The organism is Streptomyces sp. NPDC006602 (genome assembly GCF_042870385.1).
GTDB lineage: Bacteria > Actinomycetota > Actinomycetes > Streptomycetales > Streptomycetaceae > Streptomyces.
On the sequence record NZ_JBIAHG010000006.1, the window covers coordinates 249,875 to 269,478 of the forward strand.

The following is a 19,604-nucleotide window of genomic DNA, read 5'->3' on the forward strand; positions in this document are numbered from 1 at the left end:
GGGGCTGGTGCGCAGTTCCCCGCGCCCCTTCAGGGGCGTTTACTCCACCGTCACTGACTTCGCCAGGTTCCTCGGCTTGTCGATGTCCCTGCCCAGGGCCAATGCCGTGTGGTAGGCGAGGAGTTGGAGGGGGATGCCCATGAGGATGGGGTCCAACTCGTCCTCGTTCTTGGGGACGATGATCGTCTGGTCGGCCTTCTCCTGCTCCTGGTGGGCGACCGCGAGGATCTTGCCGCTGCGGGCCTTGATCTCCTCCAGGGCGGCGCGGTTCTTCTCGAGGAGGTCGTCGTCGGGGACGATCGCGACCGTCGGGAGGGCCGGCTCGATCAGAGCCAGCGGGCCGTGCTTGAGCTCGGAGGCCGGGTAGGCCTCGGCGTGGATGTAGGAGACCTCCTTGAGCTTCAGGGAGGCCTCACGGGCCACCGGGTAGCCCCGGACGCGGCCGATGAAGAGCATCGAGCGGGCCTCGGCGTACTCCGCGGCCAGCTTCTTGATCTCGTCCTCCTGCTCCAGCATCTCGGAGATCTGCGCGGGCAGCTTCCGCAGCCCCTCGATGATCCGCTTGCCGTCCCGGACGGAGAGGTCGCGGGTGCGGCCCAGGTGCAGGGCGAGCAGCGCGAAGGCGACCGTGGTGTTCGTGAAGCACTTCGTCGAGACCACGCAGACCTCGGGGCCCGCGTGGACGTAGACGCCGCCGTCGGCCTCGCGGGCGATCGCCGAGCCGACCACGTTCACCACGCCGAGGACCCGCGCGCCCTTGCGCTTCAGCTCCTGGACGGCGGCCAGCACGTCGTAGGTCTCACCGGACTGGGAGACGGCGATGTACAGGGTGTCGGGGTCGACGACCGCGTTGCGGTAGCGGAACTCCGAGGCGGGCTCGGCGTCGGCGGGGATGCGGGCCAGCTCCTCGATCATCTGGGCGCCGATCATGCCCGCGTGGTACGAGGTGCCGCAGCCGAGGATCTTCACGCGGCGGATCTGGCGCGCCTCACGGGCGTCCAGGTTCAGGCCGCCGAGGTGCACGGTGGAGAAGCGGTCGTCGATGCGGCCCCGCAGCACGCGGTCCACGGCGTCGGCCTGCTCGTGGATCTCCTTGTGCATGTAGGTGTCGTGGCCGCCCATGTCGTAGGAGGCCGCCTCCCACTCCACGGTGGTCGGCTCGGCCGTCGTGCGGGTGCCCTCGGTGGTGTAGGTGCGGAAGTCGTCGGCCTTGAGGGTGGCCATCTCGCCGTCGTCGAGGGTGACGATCTGCCGGGTGTGGGCGACCAGGGCGGCGATGTCCGAGGCGACGAACATCTCCTTCTCGCCGATCCCGAGGACGACCGGGGAGCCGTTGCGGGCGACCACGATCCGGTCGGGGAAGTCGGCGTGCAGGACGGCGATGCCGTACGTGCCCTCGATGACCCGCAGCGTGTCGCGGACCTTGTCCTCCAGCTTCTCGGCCTGCGAGCGGGCGATCAGGTGGACGAGGACCTCGGTGTCGGTGTCGGAGAGGAACTCGACGCCGTCCGCCTCCAGCTTGCGACGCAGGTCGGAGGCGTTGTCGATGATGCCGTTGTGGACGACAGCGACCCTGCCCTCGGCGTCCAGGTGCGGGTGGGCGTTCACGTCGGAGGGGGCGCCGTGGGTGGCCCAGCGGGTGTGGGCGATGCCGGTCGTGCCCTTGAAGCGGGCGGGGACCTTGGCCTCCAGGTCGCGGACCCGGCCCTTGGCCTTGACCATCTTCAGGCCGGCCGCCTTCGGGGAGGTGACGACGATGCCCGCCGAGTCGTAGCCGCGGTACTCCAGGCGCTGCAGGCCCTCCAGGAGCAGGGGCGCGACGTCACGCTTCCCGATGTATCCGACGATTCCGCACATACAGATGTGTCCCTTAGCCGTAGACCATGCGGCGCAGCTGTCGGAGCGAGAGCTCCGGTGGTGCGACCGCCCGGTATTTCAGGTCCGCCTCGATCCGTCCGAAGATCTCCGCGTTCACCAGGCCCTGTGCCTGGAGCTCGCGGTGGCGGCGACGGACGTACTCCTCGGTCGTCTCGTCGAAGTAGGCGAGCACGTCCTGGACCACCCGCAGTGCCTCGCCCCGGCTGAGGGGCGTGGATCGCGTCAGATGATCAACAAGTTCGTCGTGCACCCGGTAGATCCTGGGGTACCGGCGGCGCTTTCGCAAGGAATCTGCCCGATTTCGGGCAAGTGGCTGTTGGAACTCTTTGGGAGAACGTTGAATCTGTCACGATTCACCAGCGTGCAGGCAGGCGGTCCTCGACTCCCGGAGACCCCCGGACGGCTACATCCGTTTGAGGATCGCCTGCTTGGCCATCGTGAACTCGTCGTCCGTCAGGACGCCCGTGCGGTGCAGCTCGCCGAGCTCGCGCAGCCGTCGTAGCAGGGCGTCGTGGCCGTCCTCGGCGGCCGCGGGCGCGGCGAGTGCCTTGAGCTCCGGCTGTCGTACGTCCTTGGAGGCGGCCGCCGGATGCGGCAGCCGGGCCTGGACGGCGGCCGCGACCAGGGCCATCAGCGGGTCCTTCTTGAAGCCCCACAGCTCCACGGAGTTGGGGTCGTACTTGGGCGGGGCCTTGGTGGGGGCGTTCTTCACGGTGAAGCGGAGGTAGCCGTTCTCCAGGCCGGCCGCCGGATACCACTCCACGGCGGCGAGGTCGGTGACCGCGAGGGTGCGGGGGCCGGCGGCGGCCTTGGCGTCCTCGGTCTTCCAGTTCCACTCCAGGCGGATCTGCTCGCCGTCGAAGCTCGCGGTGCCGTCCCCGGCGGAGACGGACAGCGGCACGGCCGGGCCCGGCAGCAGGTAGGAGTCGACCGGATCGGCCGGGACCTGGTCCAGCAGCAGGGAGTTGCGGACCTCCTCCACGAAGTACTCGGCGACGCCGTAGCGGTCGGACTCGACGACCAGCTGGTACGGGTCGTGCGGCTCGGCGAGCCGGCCGCCGGTCGCGTGCAGCAGCGGATCGGAGCCGTCGCGCAGGCGCAGCCTCAGCCGTCCGGTCTTCTTCCCCTGCTCGAACGAGACGCCCGCCAACGCGCCCAGCGGGACGACGAGTTCACCCAGCGACCTGCGGAGCAGGCTGACGTTCTTGTCTCTTCCCGGGGTCAGCCGCAGGGCGTCGCCGTCGAAGACCCACGTGCCGTCCTTCTGGAGGATTTCCGCCATGAGGGGATTGTTCCACTGCCGCCGGGCCGGACACGGCCGGGCAAAAGAGACGGGCACCCCCGAAGGGCCGTACTCCGGGGCTGCCCGCCCGTCTGTGTGGGCCTCCTACAGCCCCGCGATCGGGTTCTCCAGGTTGCCGATCAGCTGCAGTGCCCCGGCCGGGTCCGCGAGGTCCACCATCTGCTTGTTGTTGCGCAGTTGGAGCCGGTTGAGGCAGGACAGCGCGAACTCGGGGGCGAACATGTCGTACCGCTTGAACTTGTCGGCGAGTTCGGGCACCGAGTGCTGGTAGTCGCGGGTCACCTCGGCGACCGTGCGCCAGAAGGCGTCCTCCTCCAGGATCCCCTCGGCGGCGAGGTTCGCGGCGAGGAAGCGGAAGAAGCAGTCGAAGACGTCCGTGAAGATCGACAGGAGCTTCTTGTCCTCGGGGACGTCGACGCGCAGCCGCTCGACCGTCGGCGGCAGCACCGCCTCCGGGTCCATGACGGCGATCTCCTCGGCGATGTCCTTGTAGATCGCGCGCTGGACCACGCCGTCCTTCAAGGCCAGGATGACGTTCTCGCCGTGCGGCATGAACACCAGGTCGTAGGCGTAGAAGCTGTGCAGCAACGGGGTGAAGTACGCCTGCAGGTAGCGGCGCAGCCACTCCGTCGGCGTCAGCCCGGACCGCTCGATCAGGGCGCCCGCGAAGGACGCGCCCTCGTGGTCCAGGTGGACGAGGGAGGCCATGGTCGCGAGGGACTCGCCGTCCTGGAGGGAGGACACCGGGCTCTCGCGCCACAGCGCGGCGAGCATCTTGCGGTACGGCGAGTAGCGGTCCGTCGCCTGTTCGTACTCCAGGTGCCGGTAGCCCACGGCCGCCCGCTCCCGGATGATCGTGAGGCCCGTCGACTTCAGCACCGGGTCGCCCTCGATGAGCTGGGCGAGCCAGTCGTTGATCGCCGGGGTCGCCTCCATGTAGGCGGCCGAAAGCCCGCGCATGAAGCCCATGTTGAGGACGGACAGGGCCGTCTTCACGTAGTGCTTCTCGGGGTGCGTGCTGTTGAAGAAGGTCCGGATGGACTGCTGGGCCAGGTACTCGTCGTCGCCCTCGCCCAGGCACACGAGGTGCCCGCGGGCGACCTCGGCGGCAAAGGTGACGGCGAGCTTGTTCCACCACTGCCAGGGGTGGACGGGGATGAGGAGGTAGTCCTCCGGTTCCAGCCCCTGGTCCTTGAGCGTCCGGGAGAAGCGCTCTACCGTGGCCTCGCCCAGCTCCTCCCGCACGAACGACTCGTACTCGATCCCGACCCCCGCCGTGAACGCCGCCCGCGAGCGGTGCGCGGCCAGCCACACCAGCCGGACCGGGCTCGCGGTCTCGGGGGCGTACGACAGGTACTCGTGGATGCCGAAGCCGAGCCGTCCGTTGTTGGCGACGAAGCAGGGGTGGCCCTCGGTCATGCCGGTCTCGATGTCCTGGAAGCCGGATCGCGCCAGCTCCGCCACCGGGATCTGCGGCTTGGTGAGCTTGTAGCAGGTGCCGGAGAGGGTGGAGGAGATCTCCTCCAGGTAGACCGGCAGGATCTCGTCGCTCAGACCGAGGGTGTTCTTCAGCTCGATGAAGAAGTCCAGGGCCGCGAGGGGGAGTTCCTCGCCGCCCCGGGTGCGGGTGATCGAGTCGGCGTCCACCTGCCAGTGGTCGAGGGCGCGGCGGGTGGCGGAGAAGCGGTAGTGGGTCAGGCCGTCGTCACTCCGTACGACGTACTCGTCCCCGTCCTTCTCCGGCGATATCAGCCGCTCGTGCGCGAACTCGGCCAGGGCCTTGCGGATCAACTGGCGGTTGGCCGTCTCCCAGCGCTCGGGGGAGAGGTGGGCCACGGCGTCGGCGAGGCTCATGCGGACACCGCCGTCGCCGCGTAGCTGTGCCTGTTCAAGAAGCGCTCCCGGGTGCAGAAGCTCAACAACGCCTTCTTCTCCGGCTTCTGTATCTCGCGGTCGGGCACGAACCCGACGGCTTCGTTCAGGGCGTGGACGGCCTTGTTGGACACGTCCGGCTCGACGACCACACGTTCCACCGCCGGGTCCTCGAAGAGGTGCGCCATCACGGCCGTGATGACCGCGCGGGTGAACCCGTGCACGGGCCGGTCGGTGGGGGCGACCAGGAAGTGCATGCCCACGTCGCCGGGCTCGGGCTCGTACAGCCCGACCAGCTCGTGGTGGGCGGGGTCGTACTTCTCCATCAGGAACGCGGGCACGCCGTCGTGCAGGCCGAGGAGGGCGTGCCAGTGCTCGTCGGCGGCGATCTCCATGTACGCGCGCTCGACGTCCTCCAGTCTGGCGTCCTGCATCATCCAGAAGGCCGCCTTGGGGTGGGTGACCCAGGAATGCACCAGCTCGGCGTCCTTGAGGGGGTCGAGGGGGCGGAGGGTGAGGGGGCCGATGTCGGTGTGGGTGCCGGTGGTGGGGGTCATACGGAGAACTCCTGGAACGCGATGGTCTTCTCGACCGGGTAGTACTCGCTGCCGAGCAGCTCTCGGATGATGTAGCTGTTGCGGTACGCGCCCATGCCCAGGTCGGGGCTGGTGATGCTGTGCGTGTGGACGCCGGCGTTCTGCAGGAACACGCCCCGGCCGGTCACGTCGATCGCGTAGTTGCGGGCGACGTCGTAGTTGCCCTGGGAGTCGTAGCGCAGTCGGTCGCGGACGGGCTTGAGGAACTCCGGCTCGGCGTACTTGTAGCCGGTGGCCAGGACCAGGCCCTGGGTGTCGATCTCGTAGTCCTTCTCCTGCTCCTCCTGGCGCAGTCCCAGCGTGTAGGTGCCGTTCTCGTACCTGGCGCTGTTCAGCGAGGAGTTGGTGAGCAGCCGGGTGGGGACCGGGCCGCTGAGGTTCTTCTGGTAGAGCAGGTCGAAGATCTCGTTGATCAGGTCGCCGTCGATGCCCTTGAACAGGCCCTTCTGCTCGTTCGTGAGGCGGTATCGGGTCTTCTCCGGCAGCGCGTGGTAGTAGTCGATGTACTCCGGGGAGGTCATCTCCAGCGTGAGTTTCGTGTACTCCAGCGGGAAGAAGCGCGGCGAGCGGGTGACCCAGTTCAGCCGGTATCCGTGGACGTCGATCTCGCTGAGCAGGTCGTAGTAGATCTCGGCGGCGGACTGGCCGGAGCCGACGAGGGTGATCGACTCCTTCTTCTGCAACTGCTCCTTGTGCTGCACGTACCGGGAGTTGTGCAGGAAGTCGCCGCCCAGGCCCTGGCAGGCCTCGGGGATGTAGGGCGGGGTGCCGGTGCCGAGGACCAGACGGCGGGCGCGGAACTCCTCACCGGCCGTGGTCTTCACGACGTACAGCTCGGACCGTTCGTCATACGTCACTTCCGCGACCGTCGTGCTGAAACGGACGCAGCTCAGTTTGTTCGCGGCCCAGCGGCAGTAGTCGTCGTACTCGACCCTCAGCGGGTAGAAGTTCTCGCGGATGTAGAACGAGTAGAGCCGGCCCTTCTCCTTCAGGTAGTTGAGGAAGGAGTACGGCGAGGTCGGGTCGGCGAGGGTGACCAGGTCCGACATGAACGGCGTCTGGAGGTGGGCGCCCTCCAGGAACATGCCCGCGTGCCACTCGAAGTCGGGCTTCGAGTCCAGGAAGAGGCCGTCGAGTTGGTCGATGGGCTCGGTGAGACAGGCCAGGCCGAGGTTGAACGGGCCGAGCCCGATCCCCACGAAGTCGTAACTGTGGGCTGATTCAGGAAGCGCGGTCAAGGGACTCTCCCAGGTACTGCTCGGCATGGCCGGCGATCAGATCGAGTACGGCGGCCATGTCGTCGGTCGTCGTCTCGGGGTTGAGCAGGGTGAACTTCAGGTAGTGGCGGGTGCCCACCTTGGTGCCCGCGACCACCGCGTCGCCGGAGGCGAACAGGGCCTTGCGGGCGTACAGGTTGGCGCGGTCGATCTCGGCCGGGTCGGTGACGGCGGCCGGGATGTAGCGGAAGACGAGGGTGGAGAGGGTCGGCTCGACCACGACGTCGAAGCGTGGGTCGGCGGCAAGGAGCTGCCAGCCCTCCACCGCCAGGTCGCAGACCTCGTCGAAGAGCTGCCCGATGCCGTCGGCGCCCATCACGCGCAGCGTCATCCACAGCTTGAGCGCGTCGAAGCGGCGGGTGGTCTGCAGGGACTTGTCGACCTGGTTGGGGATACGTTCCTGCACCATGCGGCGCGGGTTGAGGTACTCCGCGTGGTACGTGGCGTGGCGCAGCGTGGTCGCGTCCCGGACCAGCACGGCGGACGAACTCACCGGCTGGAAGAAGGACTTGTGGTAGTCCACGGTGACCGAGTCGGCGCGCTCGATGCCGTCGATACGGTCCCGGTACCTGACCGAGGCGAGCAGTCCGCAGCCGTATGCGGCGTCCACGTGCATCCACACGCCGTACTGTTCGCACAGCTCGGCGATCTCGGGCAGCGGGTCGATGGAGCCGAAGTCGGTGGTGCCGGCGGTGGCGACGACGGCCATGGGGACGAGGCCGTCCTGCTTGCAGCGCTCCAGCTCACGGGCGAGGGCGACGGTCTGCATGCGCTTGTCGGCGCCGACGGGGATCGACACGACGGAGTCCTGGCCGAGGCCGAGCAGTTTCGCGGACTTCTTCACGCTGAAGTGGCTGACCTCGGAGGCGAAGATGCGCAGCTTGGCCAGGCTGTCGCTCTTGGCCTCCTCACGGGCCAGCAGCAGGGCCTGCAGGTTGGACTGGGTGCCGCCGGAGGTGAACACGCCGTCTGCGTTCTCGCCGAGGCCGATGCGGGCGGTCGTCCAGTCGATGAGCTTGCGCTCGATGAGGGTGCCGCCGGCCGACTGGTCCCAGGTGTCCAGGGAGGAGTTGACCGCGGAGAGGACCGCCTCGCCGACCACGGCCGGGATGACGACCGGGCAGTTGAGGTGGGCGAGGTAGCGGGGGTGGTGGAAGTAGACCGCGTCCCGGAGGTAGACGTCCTCCAGCTCGTCGAGCACCGCCACGGTGTCGTGCAGGGGCTTGTCGAGATCGATCTCGTCGATGCGCGGGGAGAGGGCGTCGACCGTGACGCCGGTGAACGGACGGGAGGTGGTGGCGAGTTTGGCCGCCACCCGCTCTATTCCTTCGGTCACGGAGCGGCGGTAGTGCTCCGCGGTCGTGTCGTTGAGCAGGTGCGAGCGCATGTGCAAGTCCTCCGGTGGGGACAGTCCGTGGGGCTGGGGAGCGGGGCGGAGCCTCGGCTCAACTTAGGTTAGCCTAACCTAAGTGGCGCTGCCGAAACCCGGCCCCTGCCGTGACTGCCGTCACTCTGAACACGGCCCTGTCGTACGCGAGTTGGACGTACAGGTCGCGAGTCGGGCGTAGAGGGTGGCGAGTTCGACGTATCGGGTCATTCCTGCTCGCGCAGCTGCTCCTCGGTCAGGCCCTGCCGCCAGTAGCCGACGAAGGTGACTCTGCGGCGGTCGAACTCGCGCTCGCGCACGAAGTGCCGGCGAAGCTCCTTCACACACCCGGACTCGCCCGCGATCCAGACGTACGGGTGCTCGGAGGGCGGGAGTTGAGCGTCGCGCAGGGCGCTGAGGGCCAGCGGGGAGCTCTGGGTGCCCTTCTCCTCCTGGACCAGCCAGGTGATCTCGGCGTCCGCCTCCGTCACCACGTCCTGGATGTCACCGGCGTGCGGGACCTCCAGCCAGACCCGGGCGCCAAGGCCCGCCGGCAACGACTCGACGATGGAACAGGCGGCCGGTACGGCGGTCTCGTCCCCCCAGATCACCACCAGGTCGGTGTCCTCGGGCGGGCGGAAGCGGATCGCCCGGTTGTCCGCGACCGCCGGGCCCAGCAGGGCGACCTTGTCACCGGCGGCGGCACCCGCGGCCCAGCGGGAGGCGGGGCCGGCTTCGATGGCCGCGCCCGGCTCCACGCCGTGCAGGACGAAGTCGATGTCGATCTCCGCCGTGTGGCCGTCGGCGTCCCGCCGCAGCGAGCGGAGCGTGTACGAACGCATCACCGCCCGTTCTTCGTCCGGGAGTTCGCGCCAGCTCTGCCACCAGCCCTCACCCAGCTCGATCGGCACGCGGGGCTCGCTCTGGCCGGGGTGCGGCAGGAAGAGGGACAGCGACTGGTCCTGTCCGTCGGAGTGGAAGTCGCGCAGGTCGGGGCCGTCGAAGGTGACCCGGACCAGAGACGGGCCGAGCCGCCTCGTCCGTACGACCTGGAGGGAGAAGAAACGGAACGGGGCGGCCGCGGCCGTGGTCATGCGGTGACTCCTGAATCGACGTCAGGTACAGGTACCTGGGGGCTCGGGGCTGGGCCGATATGCGGCTTCGCCGCGGTGCGCGACCAGCCACAACCGGCCCGCCGTCACCCGGCAAAGCTCAGCCACCCCTGATCAGCTGACCTTCTTCGCCTTCTCCAGCGCCTCGGCGAGGCTGGTGAGCAGCGGCACGCACTTGTCGTAGGACAGGATCGGCTCGGGGGAGCGCGCGATGACCTGGCCCGCCTTGACCGCGGGCAGCTGCTTCCAGGTGGCCTCGGTGATGTCGGCCGGCTGGATGGTCGAGGAACGGTCGTCCATCATGATGATGTCGGCCTTGTACTTGTCGACGTTCTCCCAGCTCAGCGACTCGAACCAGCCGCCGCCCACCTTCTTGGCGCTCTCCGGCGGCTCGACGAAGTTCACGCCGAGGGCCTTGAAGTACTCCAGGTCGATGGAGAGGTTGGTGCCGGAGACGTAGAACAGCTCCGCGCTGGCGGAACCGGCCATCACCTTGATGTCGGGCTTGGCCTTGGCGGCCGCGCGCAGGCGGGTGGCGGCCGCCTCGAAGTTCTTCTTGGAGTCGGTGACGGCGGCGGCCGTCATGTCGGCGCCCAGCGACTCGGCGAGCTCCCACATGCGCTGCAGCGGCGCGGTGAGCTGGCGGTCGTAGACGGAGATGCCGACGCTCGGGGCGAGTTGGGCGATCTTGTCCTTCGACGCCTCGGGGACGTACCAGAGGGTGCCGGCGTCGTCGAACATCGTGCTGATCAGCACGTCGGGTGCGAGGGCCGCGTACTTCTCGACGTTGAACTGGTCCCACGCGTTGCCGAGGACGGTGACCTTGCTGATGTCCATGTCGCCGGCCTGGACGTCGGCCTTGCCGTCCGCGGTCTTGGTCGGGCCGAACACGCCCTTGACCGATATGCCGTAGTCGTGGAGGGCGGCGGCGACACCGGTGAAGGCGACGATGTTCGCGGGGGCCTTGTCCAGCTTCACGGTCGTGCCGCGGTCGTCCTTGAAGGTCCACGGGCCTGACTTGGCGGCCGTGGTCTCCTCGCTCGAACCACCGCTCTTCTCGTCGTCGTCACCGCAGGCTGCGAGCACGGCACCGAGGCCGAGGGCGCCGCCCGCGGCGAGGATGCCGCGGCGGGTGAAGTGGGTGGCACGGGCGTTGGACATGGTGAGGCTGCTTTCGAACGGGGCGGAGCGCCCGCCGGACAATTCGAATGTAGGTTAGCCTAACCTCATCAACTGTCCAGGGGCGGGTGCTCCTCGTTCGAACCTGTGCGCACTCCGTGAGGTGGGGGGACCCCGGTCCGCGAGTCCTGCCTTCCTTGCGAAAGAGGCCGCCCTCAGCGCCCCTGCGCACACGGCGCGGAGACACTGAGGGCGGCCGAGAGGTGCTATCCGCGTTCACCCACGGTGGTGGTCACGGTGGTGGTCGTGCCGGTGCTCGAGGGCGTCGAGACCGCCCACGGGCGTGTTCGGAAGCGCGGTGAATCCGGCACCGCACGCCGCCGCGATGTTCGTCGAGGTGAACGGCGTGGCCGTGATGGCGCAGGTGGCCTCGTAGGCGACTCCGAACCTGGACAGCAGGGTGATAACGACCGTCGGGGCCGCCACCCCCCCCTCCACAGTCGACACGGCGGTGTCCACCACGCAGGACGGGGTGCCGTCGACCCAGTCGAGGTTCACCCAGACACTCGGGGTCCGGCTGTCGTTCAGGTAGGCGTTGCCCTTGCGGTCGTTCGCCACGCTGAACACGGTGCCCCTGAGACCAGGCGCGCCGAAGTCCAGGGCTTCGGCACTCACCCCGCGAGGCGGGTTGCATCGGTCGCCCCTGTGGGGGGCACCGCTCTGAGCAACCGCGGCCGGGGCGATGAGAGCCCCGGCGATGAGAGCCCCGGTCACTGCGGCGATACTTCTCCCAGCCCAGGTGAGGCGACTCCGGCCCCCGCGCTTGTGCTGCATGCGCATTCATTCCTCTCGTTTCCGAGCGAGGCCGCGGAGTGCCGAGAGGTGTCTGCTCGCCCTTGCACAGAACGGGCGGAAACGGGACTCCCTCGACGCGTTCGACGGCCGTGGTCGGGTCGAGGATTCCCCGCCACGTCGCTACCGCGCGGTCCCGCGCCGGAATGCCACCCGGGAAGAGCATCACTGCACCCCGAACAGCCCCGTGGGCGGTTGCGGGAAGACCGGGCGTCAGCCCGCGAGGCCCAGCTCCCGCGCGATCAGCATCCGCTGGACCTCGCTCGTGCCCTCCCCGATCTCCAGGATCTTGGAGTCGCGCCACATACGGGCGACCGGATACTCGTTCATGAAGCCGTAGCCGCCGTGGATCTGGGTGGCGTCCCGCGCGTTGTCGACGGCGATGGTGGAGGAGTGGAGCTTGGCCAGGGCCGCCTCCTTCTTGAAGGGTTCGCCGGAGACCAGGCGGGAGGCCGCGTCACGCCAGGCGAGGCGGGCCGTGTAAGCCCTCATCTCCATGTCGGCGATCTTGAACTGGATGGCCTGGTTCGCGCCGATCGGACGGCCGAAGGCCTGCCGTTCCTTCGCGTACTTCACCGACTCGTCCACACAGCCCTGGGCCAGACCGGTGGCCAGCGCCGCGATGGCGATACGGCCCTCGTCGAGGATGCGCAGGAACTGGGCGTAGCCGCGACCCTCTTCGCCCAGCAGGTTCGCCGCCGGGACGCGGACGTCCGAGAAGGACAGCTCACGGGTGTCCGAGGCGTTCCAGCCGACCTTCGAGTAGGGGGCGGCGACCGTGAAGCCGGAGGTGCCGGACGGGACGATGATCGCGGAGATCCGCGGTCTGCCGTCCGGCTTGCGGCCCGTCACCGCCGTGACCGTGACCAGGCCCGTGATGTGCGTGCCCGAGTTGGTGATGAAGCACTTGGTGCCGTTGATCACCCACTCGTCGGTCTCCGGGTCGAGCCGGGCCGTCGTCCGGGTCGCGCCCGCGTCCGAGCCGCCGTCCGGCTCCGTGAGACCGAACGCGCCGAGCATCTCGCCGGAACACAGCCGCGGCAGCCACTGCCGCTTCTGCTCCTCCGTGCCGAACAGGTGGATCGGCATGGCGCCCAGTGAGACGCCGGCCTCCAGCGTGATCGCCACCGACGAGTCCACGCGGGCCAGTTCCTCCAGCGCGATGCCGAGGGCGAGATAGTCGCCGCCCATACCGCCGTACTCCTCGGGGAACGGCAGCCCGAACAGGCCCATGCGGCCCATCTCACGGACGATCTCGTACGGGAACTCGTGCCGCTCGTAGAAGTCGCCGATCTTGGGGGCGACGACGTCGTGGGCGAACTCCTCCACCGTGCGGCGGAGTTCCTCCAGCTCTGGGGAGAGACGGTGGTCCATGACAGGTCACTGCTCCTTGTGGGACAGGGCTCGGACGGTGCGAGAAGGGCTGGGTCGGCCCAGTTGTCCGGCCATCCAGGCGCTCGTGGCGACGAGGCGGCCGAGGTCGACGCCGGTGTCGATGCCGAGCCCCTGCAGCATCCACACGAGGTCTTCGGTGGCGAGATTGCCGGTCGCGGACTTCGCGTACGGGCAGCCGCCGAGGCCGCCCGCCGAGGCGTCGACCGTGGTGACGCCGTACTGGAGCGCGGCCAGGGTGTTGGCGAGGGCCTGGCCGTAGGTGTCGTGGAAGTGCACGCCCAACGAGCCGGTGGCAACCCGCTGTTCGGTGAGCGCGGTGAGCAGCGCGAGGACGTGGCCCGGCGTCGCCACCCCGATCGTGTCGCCCAGGCTCAGTTCGTCGCAGCCCATGTCGATGAGGGCCCGGCAGACCTGGACGACCTGGGCGACCGGTACCGCGCCCTCCCACGGGTCGCCGAAGCACATCGACAGGTAGCCGCGGACATGGACGTCCTGCGCCTTCGCCCTCGCGACCACCGGCTCGAACATCGCCAGTGCCTCGTCGACCGTGCGGTTGAGGTTGGCCTTGGCGAAGGACTCGGTGGCGCTGGCGAAGACGGCGACGCGGCGGGCGCCGAGCGCGAGGGCCCGGTCCAGGCCGCGTTCGTTCGGCGCGAGGACCGGGAGGGCCACCTCCAGATCGCTCACGAGCGGGAACAGCTGCTCCGCGTCGGCCAGTTGAGGCACCCACTTCGGGTGTACGAAGCTGGTGGCCTCGATCGTCGTCAGGCCGGCGTCGGCGAGTCGGCGGATGAACTCCGCCTTGACCTCGGTGGGCACGGTCGCGTTCTCGTTCTGCAGGCCGTCGCGCGCGCCGACCTCGTGGATGCGGACGCGGGCCGGCAGGCCCGGGGCCGGTACGGCCATGGGCAGGCCCAGTTCCGGAGTACTCATGAGGTCTCCTCCTCCACCGCAGCGATGACGGCAAGCACCTGGTCCATGGCGACCGTCGAGCCCGGCGCCACGTCCAGCTCGGCGACCGTGCCGGCGTGCGGGGCGGAGATGACGTGCTCCATCTTCATCGCCTCGACGACCAGCAGGCTCTGCCCGGCGGTGACCTCGTCGCCGACGGCGACCTTCACGACGGTGACCGTGCCGGGCATGGGCGCGGTCAGCGAGTCGGCGCCCGCGTGCCCGGCCCGGGTGAGCGAGGCGGCGACCGGGTCGTGGTCGCGCACGTGCCAGGCGTCGCCGTCGCGGCCCAGCCAGGTGCCTGACGGCAGCGCGGCGAAGGTGTGGGCGATGCCGTCGAGGTGGACGGTGAAGCGGGCCTCACCGCCAGGACCGGGGGGCGGACCCCCGCGCGCCCGGAGGGGGGCCGCCACGCCGTCGAGGAGCACCTCAGCCGCACCGTCCGGCATGTGGCGCACGCGGACGGTGCGCGGGTCGTGCCCCGCCACCCGCAGGTGGTGTGCCGTCCAGGCCCGTTCACCGCCCAGGCGCCAGCCGTCCGCGACGGAGAACGGGTCCACCCAGCCTGGCCCCGCCGCGCCGGGCCCCGCCATGCCGAGGGCGGCCTGACGCAGCAGCGCCGCCGCCGCGTAGACCTCCCGCGGCACCTCGGCCGGTACGAGGCTCTCGACCTCCCGCTCGACCAGTCCCGTGTCCAGCTCGCCCGCCACCACCGCCGGATGCGCGAGCAGCCGCCGCAGGAACCCGGCGTTGGTCGGCACGCCCAGCGTGACCGTCTCCGCCAGGGCCGCCCGGAGCTTCCTCAGTGCGGTCGCCCGGTCCGGCCCGTACGCGATCACCTTGGACAGCATCGGGTCGTACAGGCTGCCGACCTCGGTGCCCTCGCTGAGCCCGGAGTCGGTGCGGACGCCGTCGCCCTGCGGCTCGTGGAGCCTGAGCACCGTGCCGCCGGAGGGCAGGAATCCGCGCAGGGGGTCTTCCGCGCAGATGCGGGCCTCGACGGCGTGCCCGGTGAGCTCGACGTCCTCCTGCCCGAAGGCCAGCGGCTCGCCCGCCGCGACCCGCAACTGCCACTCGACCAGGTCGAGGCCGGTGATCAGCTCGGTGACCGGGTGTTCCACCTGCAGGCGGGTGTTCATCTCCATGAAGTAGTACGACGACGGGTCGTTCCCGGGGACGATGAACTCGACCGTGCCCGCGCCCGCGTACCCGCACGAACGCGCCGCCTGTACCGCCGCCTCGCCCATCGCCGCGCGGGTCTTGTCGTCGAGGAGCACGCTGGGCGCCTCCTCGATGATCTTCTGGTGGCGGCGCTGGAGGGAGCACTCGCGTTCGCCGAGGTGGACCACGTGCCCGTGGCCGTCGGCCAGGACCTGGATCTCGATGTGCCGGGGCCGGTCGATCCACCGCTCGACGAGCAGCGTTTCGTCGCCGAAGGAGGCGCGGGCCTCGCGGCGGGCGGCGGCGATCTCGTCGTGCAGCACCGCGGGGTCCCGCACGAGCCGCATGCCCTTGCCGCCCCCGCCCGCGCTCGGCTTCAGCAGCACCGGCACGCCGATCCCGTGGGCGGCGTCGGCCAGTTCGGCGTCGGTGAGTCCGCTCCCGCTGGAGCCGGGCACGACCGGCACCCCGGCCGCCTGCACCGTCTCCTTGGCGCGGATCTTGTCGCCCATGAGCGCGATCGCGTCGGCGGGCGGCCCGATGAAGACGAGCCCGGCGTCAGCGCACGCGCGCGCGAAGTCGGCGTTCTCGGCGAGGAAGCCGTAGCCCGGGTGGACGGCCTGGGCGCCGCTGCGGGCGGCGGCCTCCAGCAGCCGCTCGCCGGACAGATAGCTCTCGGCGGCCGGCGCCGGACCGATCCGTACGGCCGTGTCGGCCTCCCGGACGTGCCGCGCGTCCGCGTCCGCGTCGGAGAAGACGGCCACCGAGCGGACGCCCAGCGAGCGCAGCGTGCGGATGACGCGGACGGCGATCTCGCCCCGGTTGGCCACAAGGACTGTGTCGAACATCGTGCTGGTGCCCCTCATCGTCTTTGAGCCCCTCACATCCGGAAGACGCCGAACTGGGGCTCGCCCAAGGGCGCGTTGGCGCACGCGGTCAGGGCCAGGCCCAGCACCTGGCGGGTGTCGAGCGGGTCGATGACCCCGTCGTCCCACAGCCGGGCGGTGGCGTAGTAGGCGTTGCCCTGGCGCTCGTACTGGGAGCGGATCGGGTCCTTGAAGCCCTCTTCGTCCTCCGGGGACCAAGCCTCCCCGCGCGCCTCCAGCTGGTCCCGCTTCACCGTGGCCAGGACCGACGCGGCCTGTTCGCCGCCCATGACCGAGATCTTCGCGTTGGGCCACATCCACAGGAAGCGGGGCGAGTACGCCCGCCCGCACATGGAGTAGTTCCCGGCGCCGTACGACCCGCCGACCACGACCGTCAGCTTCGGCACGCGCGTGCACGCCACCGCGGTCACCATCTTGGCGCCGTGCTTGGCGATGCCGCCGGCCTCGTAGTCCTTGCCGACCATGAAGCCGGAGATGTTCTGCAGAAAGACCAGCGGGATCCCGCGCTGGTCGCACAGCTCGATGAAGTGGGCGCCCTTCTGGGCGGACTCGGAGAACAGGATGCCGTTGTTGGCGACGATCCCCACCGGGTGGCCCTGGATGCGGGCGAAGCCGGTGACGAGGGTCTGCCCGAACTCGGACTTGAACTCGGCGAACCGGGAACCGTCGACCACGCGCGCGATGATCTCGCGTACGTCGTAGGGGGTGCGGGAGTCGGCCGGCACGGCGCCGTACAGCCCGTACGGGTCGACCTTGGGCTCTGCGGCGGGCGTGACCTCCCAGGGGAGGGCTCCGCGCGCGGGGAGCGTGGCGGCGATGGTCCGCACGATCCGCAGGGCGTGCGCGTCGTCCTCCGCGAGGTGGTCGGTGACGCCGGACACACGCGCGTGCACCTCGCCGCCGCCGAGCTCCTCCGCGGTGACGACCTCGCCGGTGGCGGCCTTCACGAGCGGGGGACCGCCGAGGAAGATGGTCCCCTGGTTGCGCACGATCACGGCCTCGTCGCTCATGGCGGGAACGTACGCCCCACCGGCCGTGCACGACCCGAGGACCGCGGCGATCTGCGGGATCCGCGCCGCCGACATCCGGGCCTGGTTGTAGAAGATCCGCCCGAAGTGCTCACGGTCCGGGAAGACCTCGTCCTGCATGGGCAGGAAGGCGCCGCCGGAGTCGACGAGGTAGAGGCAGGGCAGGCGGTTCTCGAGAGCCACTTCCTGTGCGCGCAGGTGCTTCTTCACCGTCATCGGGTAGTACGTCCCACCCTTGACGGTGGCGTCATTGGCGACGATCACGCACTCACGCCCGCTGACCCGGCCGATCCCGGCGATGACACCGGCGGCCGGGGCCTGTCCGTCGTACATCCCGTCGGCCGCCAGGGGGGCCAACTCCAGGAAGGGCGAACCGGGATCGAGGAGGGTGTCGACCCGGTCCCGGGGCAGCAGCTTCCCGCGCGCGGTGTGCCGCGCCCGCGCCTTCTCACCACCGCCCAGCCGGGCCGCGGCGAGCTTGCCGCGCAGTTCCTCGACGAGTGCGAGGTGGGCCTTCTCGTTGGCCCGCCAGGCCTGAGACGCGGGGTCCGCCGCGCTCGTCAGCTCTGCTGCCTCCTGCATCCTGCGGTCCCCTCACCCAGCGATCCGAATGTTAATGAGCGTTAACCATTTCCATCAGGTTAACGACCGCTAACCTCGTTGTCTAGAATTACTTTCATGGCCACCAGAACCGACGCCCCCACCCGGCGCGACCAGATCCTCAAAGAGGCCGCGCGACTGTTCGCCGAACGCGGCTTCCACGGCGTCGGCGTCGACGAGATAGGGGCCGCGGTCGGCATCAGCGGCCCCGGTCTGTACCGGCACTTCCCGGGCAAGGACGCGATGCTCGCGGAGCTGCTGGTGGGGATCAGCGGGCAGCTTCTGACCGGCGCGAAGCGGCGCCTGCAGGAGGCCGGGGATGGGCTCGCCCCCGACACGGTCCTCGATTCCCTCATCGAGGGCCACATCGACTTCGCCCTGGACGACCGTCCCCTCATCACCCTGCACGACCGTGAGCTGGACCGCCTCCGGGACAGCGACCGCAAGCTGGTGAGGCAGCTTCAGCGCCAGTACGTGGAGCTGTGGGTGGCGGTGGTGCGGGAGGTGTACCCGGGCCTGACGGAACCGACGGCCCGCTCGGCGGTGCACTCGGTCTTCGGGTTGCTGAACTCGACGCCGCATCTTGGGCGGGCGGGGGTGTTGCCTGGGCGGGGGGTCACTGCGGGGTTGCTGCATCGGATGGCGCGGGGGGCGTTTTCGGCTGCGGGTGGGTGAGGGGCGGGGGACGACCCGGCCTCCGGCCGGGTCTTGTCGTTCCCACCCGCACCACCCGTACAACTTTCGTCGTCGGGTGCGGGTGGCCCTGGTGGGAGCGGAGCGCCGTCGGCGGGTGCACGTGTGGGGCGAGTTGGGGGCGGAGCCCCCGACGGGGTCCGGGGGCGGAGCCCCGCGAGGGCGCCTTCTCGTCCCACCGGGTCGGGTGGTGAGTGGGAAAAGGCCGGAGTTCGGGGCGGAGCCCCGGGATTTACGTGACGAGCGTTACCTGGACGCGGCTTCGTACTCGCCGGTACGGTAAGTGAGCAAGCGCTTAGACATGCCCGAGAGTACGTGGAGGTGGCGGCGGTGCGCCGTACGGTGTTCAACGAGGATCACGAGGCGTTCCGGGAGACCCTGCGCGCCTTCATCGAGGCCGAGGTCGTCCCGGTCTACGACGAGTGGTTCGCGGCCGGCCAGGCGCCGCGCGACTTCTACTACAAGCTCGCCGAGCTCGGCGTCTTCGGCATCCGCGTCGACGAGGAGTACGGCGGCGCCGGCATCGACTCGTACAAGTTCGAAGCCGTGATGTACGAGGAGACCTCCCGCGCGGGCGTCCAGTTCGGCGGCTCCGGTGTGCACGTGCTGCTCGGCCTGCCGTACATCAAGATGCTCGCCACCGACGAGCAGAAGAAGCGGTTCCTGCCGAAGTTCGTCTCCGCCGAGGAGATGTGGGCCCTCGCGATGACCGAGCCGGGCACCGGCTCCGACCTCGCGGGCATGAAGACCACCGCCAAGCTCAGCGAGGACGGCACGCACTACGTCCTCAACGGCTCCAAGACCTTCATCACCGGCGGCGTCCACGCCGACCGTGTGATCGTCTGCGCCCGCACCTCCGCGCCCACCGCCGAGGACCGCCGCTTCGGCATCTCCCTGTTCGCCGTGGACACCAAGTCCGAGGGCTACTCCATCGGCCGCAAGCTCGACAAGCTCGGCCTGAAGACCTCCGACACCGCCGAGCTCGCGTTCGTCGACGTGAAGGTCCCCGTCGAGGACCTCCTCGGCGAGGAGAACAAGGGCTTCTACTACCTCGGCCACAACCTCGCCTCCGAGCGCTGGGGCATCGCCTTCGGTGCCTACGCCCAGGCCAAGGCCGCGGTCCGGTTCGCCAAGGAGTACGTCCAGGAGCGCACGGTCTTCGGCAAGTCCGTCGCCTCCTTCCAGAACACCAAGTTCGAACTGGCCGCCTGCCAGGCCGAGGTGGACGCGGCCGAGGCCGTCGCCGACCGCGCGCTCGAGGCCCTCGACGCGGGCGAGCTGACCCCCGCCGAGGCCGCCAGCGCCAAGCTGTTCTGCACCGAGGTCGCGCACCGCGTGATCGACCGCTGCCTCCAGCTGCACGGCGGCTACGGCTTCATGAACGAGTACCCGATCGCCCGCCTGTACGCGGACAACCGCGTCAACCGCATCTACGGCGGCACCAGCGAGATCATGAAGACGATCATCGCGAAGGACATGGGTCTGTAAGACCGCCGAAAACACTGACCAGTAGA

16 protein-coding genes are annotated in these 19,604 nt (G+C 69.6%); 2 read left to right on the plus strand and 14 right to left on the minus strand.

The genetic code is table 11. From position 1 onward, the window contains the following. Positions 1–39: 39 nt before the first annotated feature. The 14 genes from glmS to ACFYO2_RS19135 all read right to left on the minus strand — a co-directional run bounded on the left by glmS (position 40) and on the right by ACFYO2_RS19135 (position 17,379). Positions 40–1,857, minus strand: coding sequence for a glutamine--fructose-6-phosphate transaminase (isomerizing) (glmS, locus tag ACFYO2_RS19070; protein ID WP_388350034.1), 1,818 nt, complete (start codon positions 1,855–1,857; stop codon positions 40–42). Between the two features lie 13 nt (positions 1,858–1,870). After that, positions 1,871–2,128 carry a hypothetical protein gene (locus ACFYO2_RS19075; RefSeq protein ID WP_266439235.1) on the minus strand — a complete coding sequence of 86 codons (258 nt, stop codon included), beginning with the start codon at positions 2,126–2,128 and terminating at the stop codon, positions 1,871–1,873. 153 nt (positions 2,129–2,281) lie between these two features. Next, complete coding sequence (locus ACFYO2_RS19080) at positions 2,282–3,160, minus strand: DUF4429 domain-containing protein (protein ID WP_388350036.1); 879 nt, start codon at positions 3,158–3,160, stop codon at positions 2,282–2,284. A 105-nt stretch (positions 3,161–3,265) separates the two neighbouring features. Beyond that, the gene (locus ACFYO2_RS19085) at positions 3,266–5,035 is read right to left on the minus strand and encodes an IucA/IucC family protein (protein WP_388350038.1); all 1,770 of its coding nucleotides are present in this window, start codon (positions 5,033–5,035) and stop codon (positions 3,266–3,268) included. Then, complete coding sequence (locus ACFYO2_RS19090) at positions 5,032–5,610, minus strand: GNAT family N-acetyltransferase (protein WP_388350040.1); 579 nt, start codon at positions 5,608–5,610, stop codon at positions 5,032–5,034. The genes ACFYO2_RS19085 and ACFYO2_RS19090 overlap by 4 nt, the downstream gene beginning before the upstream one ends. Further along, positions 5,607–6,887, minus strand: coding sequence for a lysine N(6)-hydroxylase/L-ornithine N(5)-oxygenase family protein (locus ACFYO2_RS19095; RefSeq protein WP_388350042.1), 1,281 nt, complete (start codon positions 6,885–6,887; stop codon positions 5,607–5,609). The genes ACFYO2_RS19090 and ACFYO2_RS19095 overlap by 4 nt, the downstream gene beginning before the upstream one ends. Then, positions 6,871–8,313, minus strand: a complete 1,443-nt coding sequence (desA, locus tag ACFYO2_RS19100) for a lysine decarboxylase DesA (RefSeq protein WP_388350044.1) — start codon at positions 8,311–8,313, stop codon at positions 6,871–6,873. Before desA ends, ACFYO2_RS19095 begins: the two co-directional genes overlap by 17 nt. Before the next feature lie 206 nt (positions 8,314–8,519). After that, positions 8,520–9,386, minus strand: a complete 867-nt coding sequence (locus tag ACFYO2_RS19105; RefSeq protein WP_388350046.1) for a siderophore-interacting protein — start codon at positions 9,384–9,386, stop codon at positions 8,520–8,522. Positions 9,387–9,518: 132 nt separating this feature from the next. Continuing rightward, positions 9,519–10,565, minus strand: coding sequence for an ABC transporter substrate-binding protein (locus tag ACFYO2_RS19110; RefSeq protein WP_388350048.1), 1,047 nt, complete (start codon positions 10,563–10,565; stop codon positions 9,519–9,521). Between the two features lie 234 nt (positions 10,566–10,799). Further along, on the minus strand, positions 10,800–11,198 hold the full coding sequence (locus ACFYO2_RS19115) for a hypothetical protein (protein ID WP_388350050.1): 399 nt from the start codon (positions 11,196–11,198) through the stop codon (positions 10,800–10,802). 390 nt (positions 11,199–11,588) lie between these two features. After that, positions 11,589–12,749 (minus strand): acyl-CoA dehydrogenase family protein, encoded by a 1,161-nt coding sequence (locus ACFYO2_RS19120; protein WP_388350052.1) that lies wholly within the window; start codon positions 12,747–12,749, stop codon positions 11,589–11,591. A gap of 6 nt (positions 12,750–12,755) precedes the next feature. After that, positions 12,756–13,703, minus strand: a complete 948-nt coding sequence (locus tag ACFYO2_RS19125) for a hydroxymethylglutaryl-CoA lyase (RefSeq protein ID WP_388350054.1) — start codon at positions 13,701–13,703, stop codon at positions 12,756–12,758. Further along, the gene (locus ACFYO2_RS19130; RefSeq protein WP_388350056.1) at positions 13,700–15,730 is read right to left on the minus strand and encodes an acetyl/propionyl/methylcrotonyl-CoA carboxylase subunit alpha; all 2,031 of its coding nucleotides are present in this window, start codon (positions 15,728–15,730) and stop codon (positions 13,700–13,702) included. Before ACFYO2_RS19130 ends, ACFYO2_RS19125 begins: the two co-directional genes overlap by 4 nt. A gap of 32 nt (positions 15,731–15,762) precedes the next feature. Next, positions 15,763–17,379 (minus strand): carboxyl transferase domain-containing protein, encoded by a 1,617-nt coding sequence (locus ACFYO2_RS19135; RefSeq protein WP_388350058.1) that lies wholly within the window; start codon positions 17,377–17,379, stop codon positions 15,763–15,765. A 96-nt stretch (positions 17,380–17,475) separates the two neighbouring features. Between ACFYO2_RS19135 and ACFYO2_RS19140 the strand changes: the two genes are divergently transcribed. Both ACFYO2_RS19140 and ACFYO2_RS19145 read left to right on the plus strand, forming a co-directional pair. Continuing rightward, complete coding sequence (locus tag ACFYO2_RS19140; protein ID WP_388350060.1) at positions 17,476–18,072, plus strand: TetR/AcrR family transcriptional regulator; 597 nt, start codon at positions 17,476–17,478, stop codon at positions 18,070–18,072. A gap of 348 nt (positions 18,073–18,420) precedes the next feature. Beyond that, positions 18,421–19,578 carry an acyl-CoA dehydrogenase family protein gene (locus ACFYO2_RS19145; RefSeq protein WP_388350062.1) on the plus strand — a complete coding sequence of 386 codons (1,158 nt, stop codon included), beginning with the start codon at positions 18,421–18,423 and terminating at the stop codon, positions 19,576–19,578. Positions 19,579–19,604: the final 26 nt, after the last annotated feature.

Excerpts from the sequence above, each read along its gene's own strand:
- glmS (WP_388350034.1), bottom strand. The coding sequence starts at position 1,857 with ATGTGCGGAATCGTCGGATACATCGGGAAGCGTGACGTCGCGCCCCTG.
- ACFYO2_RS19110 (WP_388350048.1), bottom strand. The coding sequence starts at position 10,565 with ATGTCCAACGCCCGTGCCACCCACTTCACCCGCCGCGGCATCCTCGCC.
- ACFYO2_RS19120 (WP_388350052.1), bottom strand. The coding sequence starts at position 12,749 with ATGGACCACCGTCTCTCCCCAGAGCTGGAGGAACTCCGCCGCACGGTG.
- ACFYO2_RS19085 (WP_388350038.1), bottom strand. The coding sequence starts at position 5,035 with ATGAGCCTCGCCGACGCCGTGGCCCACCTCTCCCCCGAGCGCTGGGAG.
- ACFYO2_RS19080 (WP_388350036.1), bottom strand. The coding sequence starts at position 3,160 with ATGGCGGAAATCCTCCAGAAGGACGGCACGTGGGTCTTCGACGGCGAC.
- ACFYO2_RS19090 (WP_388350040.1), bottom strand. The coding sequence starts at position 5,610 with ATGACCCCCACCACCGGCACCCACACCGACATCGGCCCCCTCACCCTC.
- desA (WP_388350044.1), bottom strand. The coding sequence starts at position 8,313 with ATGCGCTCGCACCTGCTCAACGACACGACCGCGGAGCACTACCGCCGC.
- ACFYO2_RS19140 (WP_388350060.1), top strand. The coding sequence starts at position 17,476 with ATGGCCACCAGAACCGACGCCCCCACCCGGCGCGACCAGATCCTCAAA.
- ACFYO2_RS19130 (WP_388350056.1), bottom strand. The coding sequence starts at position 15,730 with ATGTTCGACACAGTCCTTGTGGCCAACCGGGGCGAGATCGCCGTCCGC.
- ACFYO2_RS19125 (WP_388350054.1), bottom strand. The coding sequence starts at position 13,703 with ATGAGTACTCCGGAACTGGGCCTGCCCATGGCCGTACCGGCCCCGGGC.
- ACFYO2_RS19135 (WP_388350058.1), bottom strand. The coding sequence starts at position 17,379 with ATGCAGGAGGCAGCAGAGCTGACGAGCGCGGCGGACCCCGCGTCTCAG.
- ACFYO2_RS19105 (WP_388350046.1), bottom strand. The coding sequence starts at position 9,386 with ATGACCACGGCCGCGGCCGCCCCGTTCCGTTTCTTCTCCCTCCAGGTC.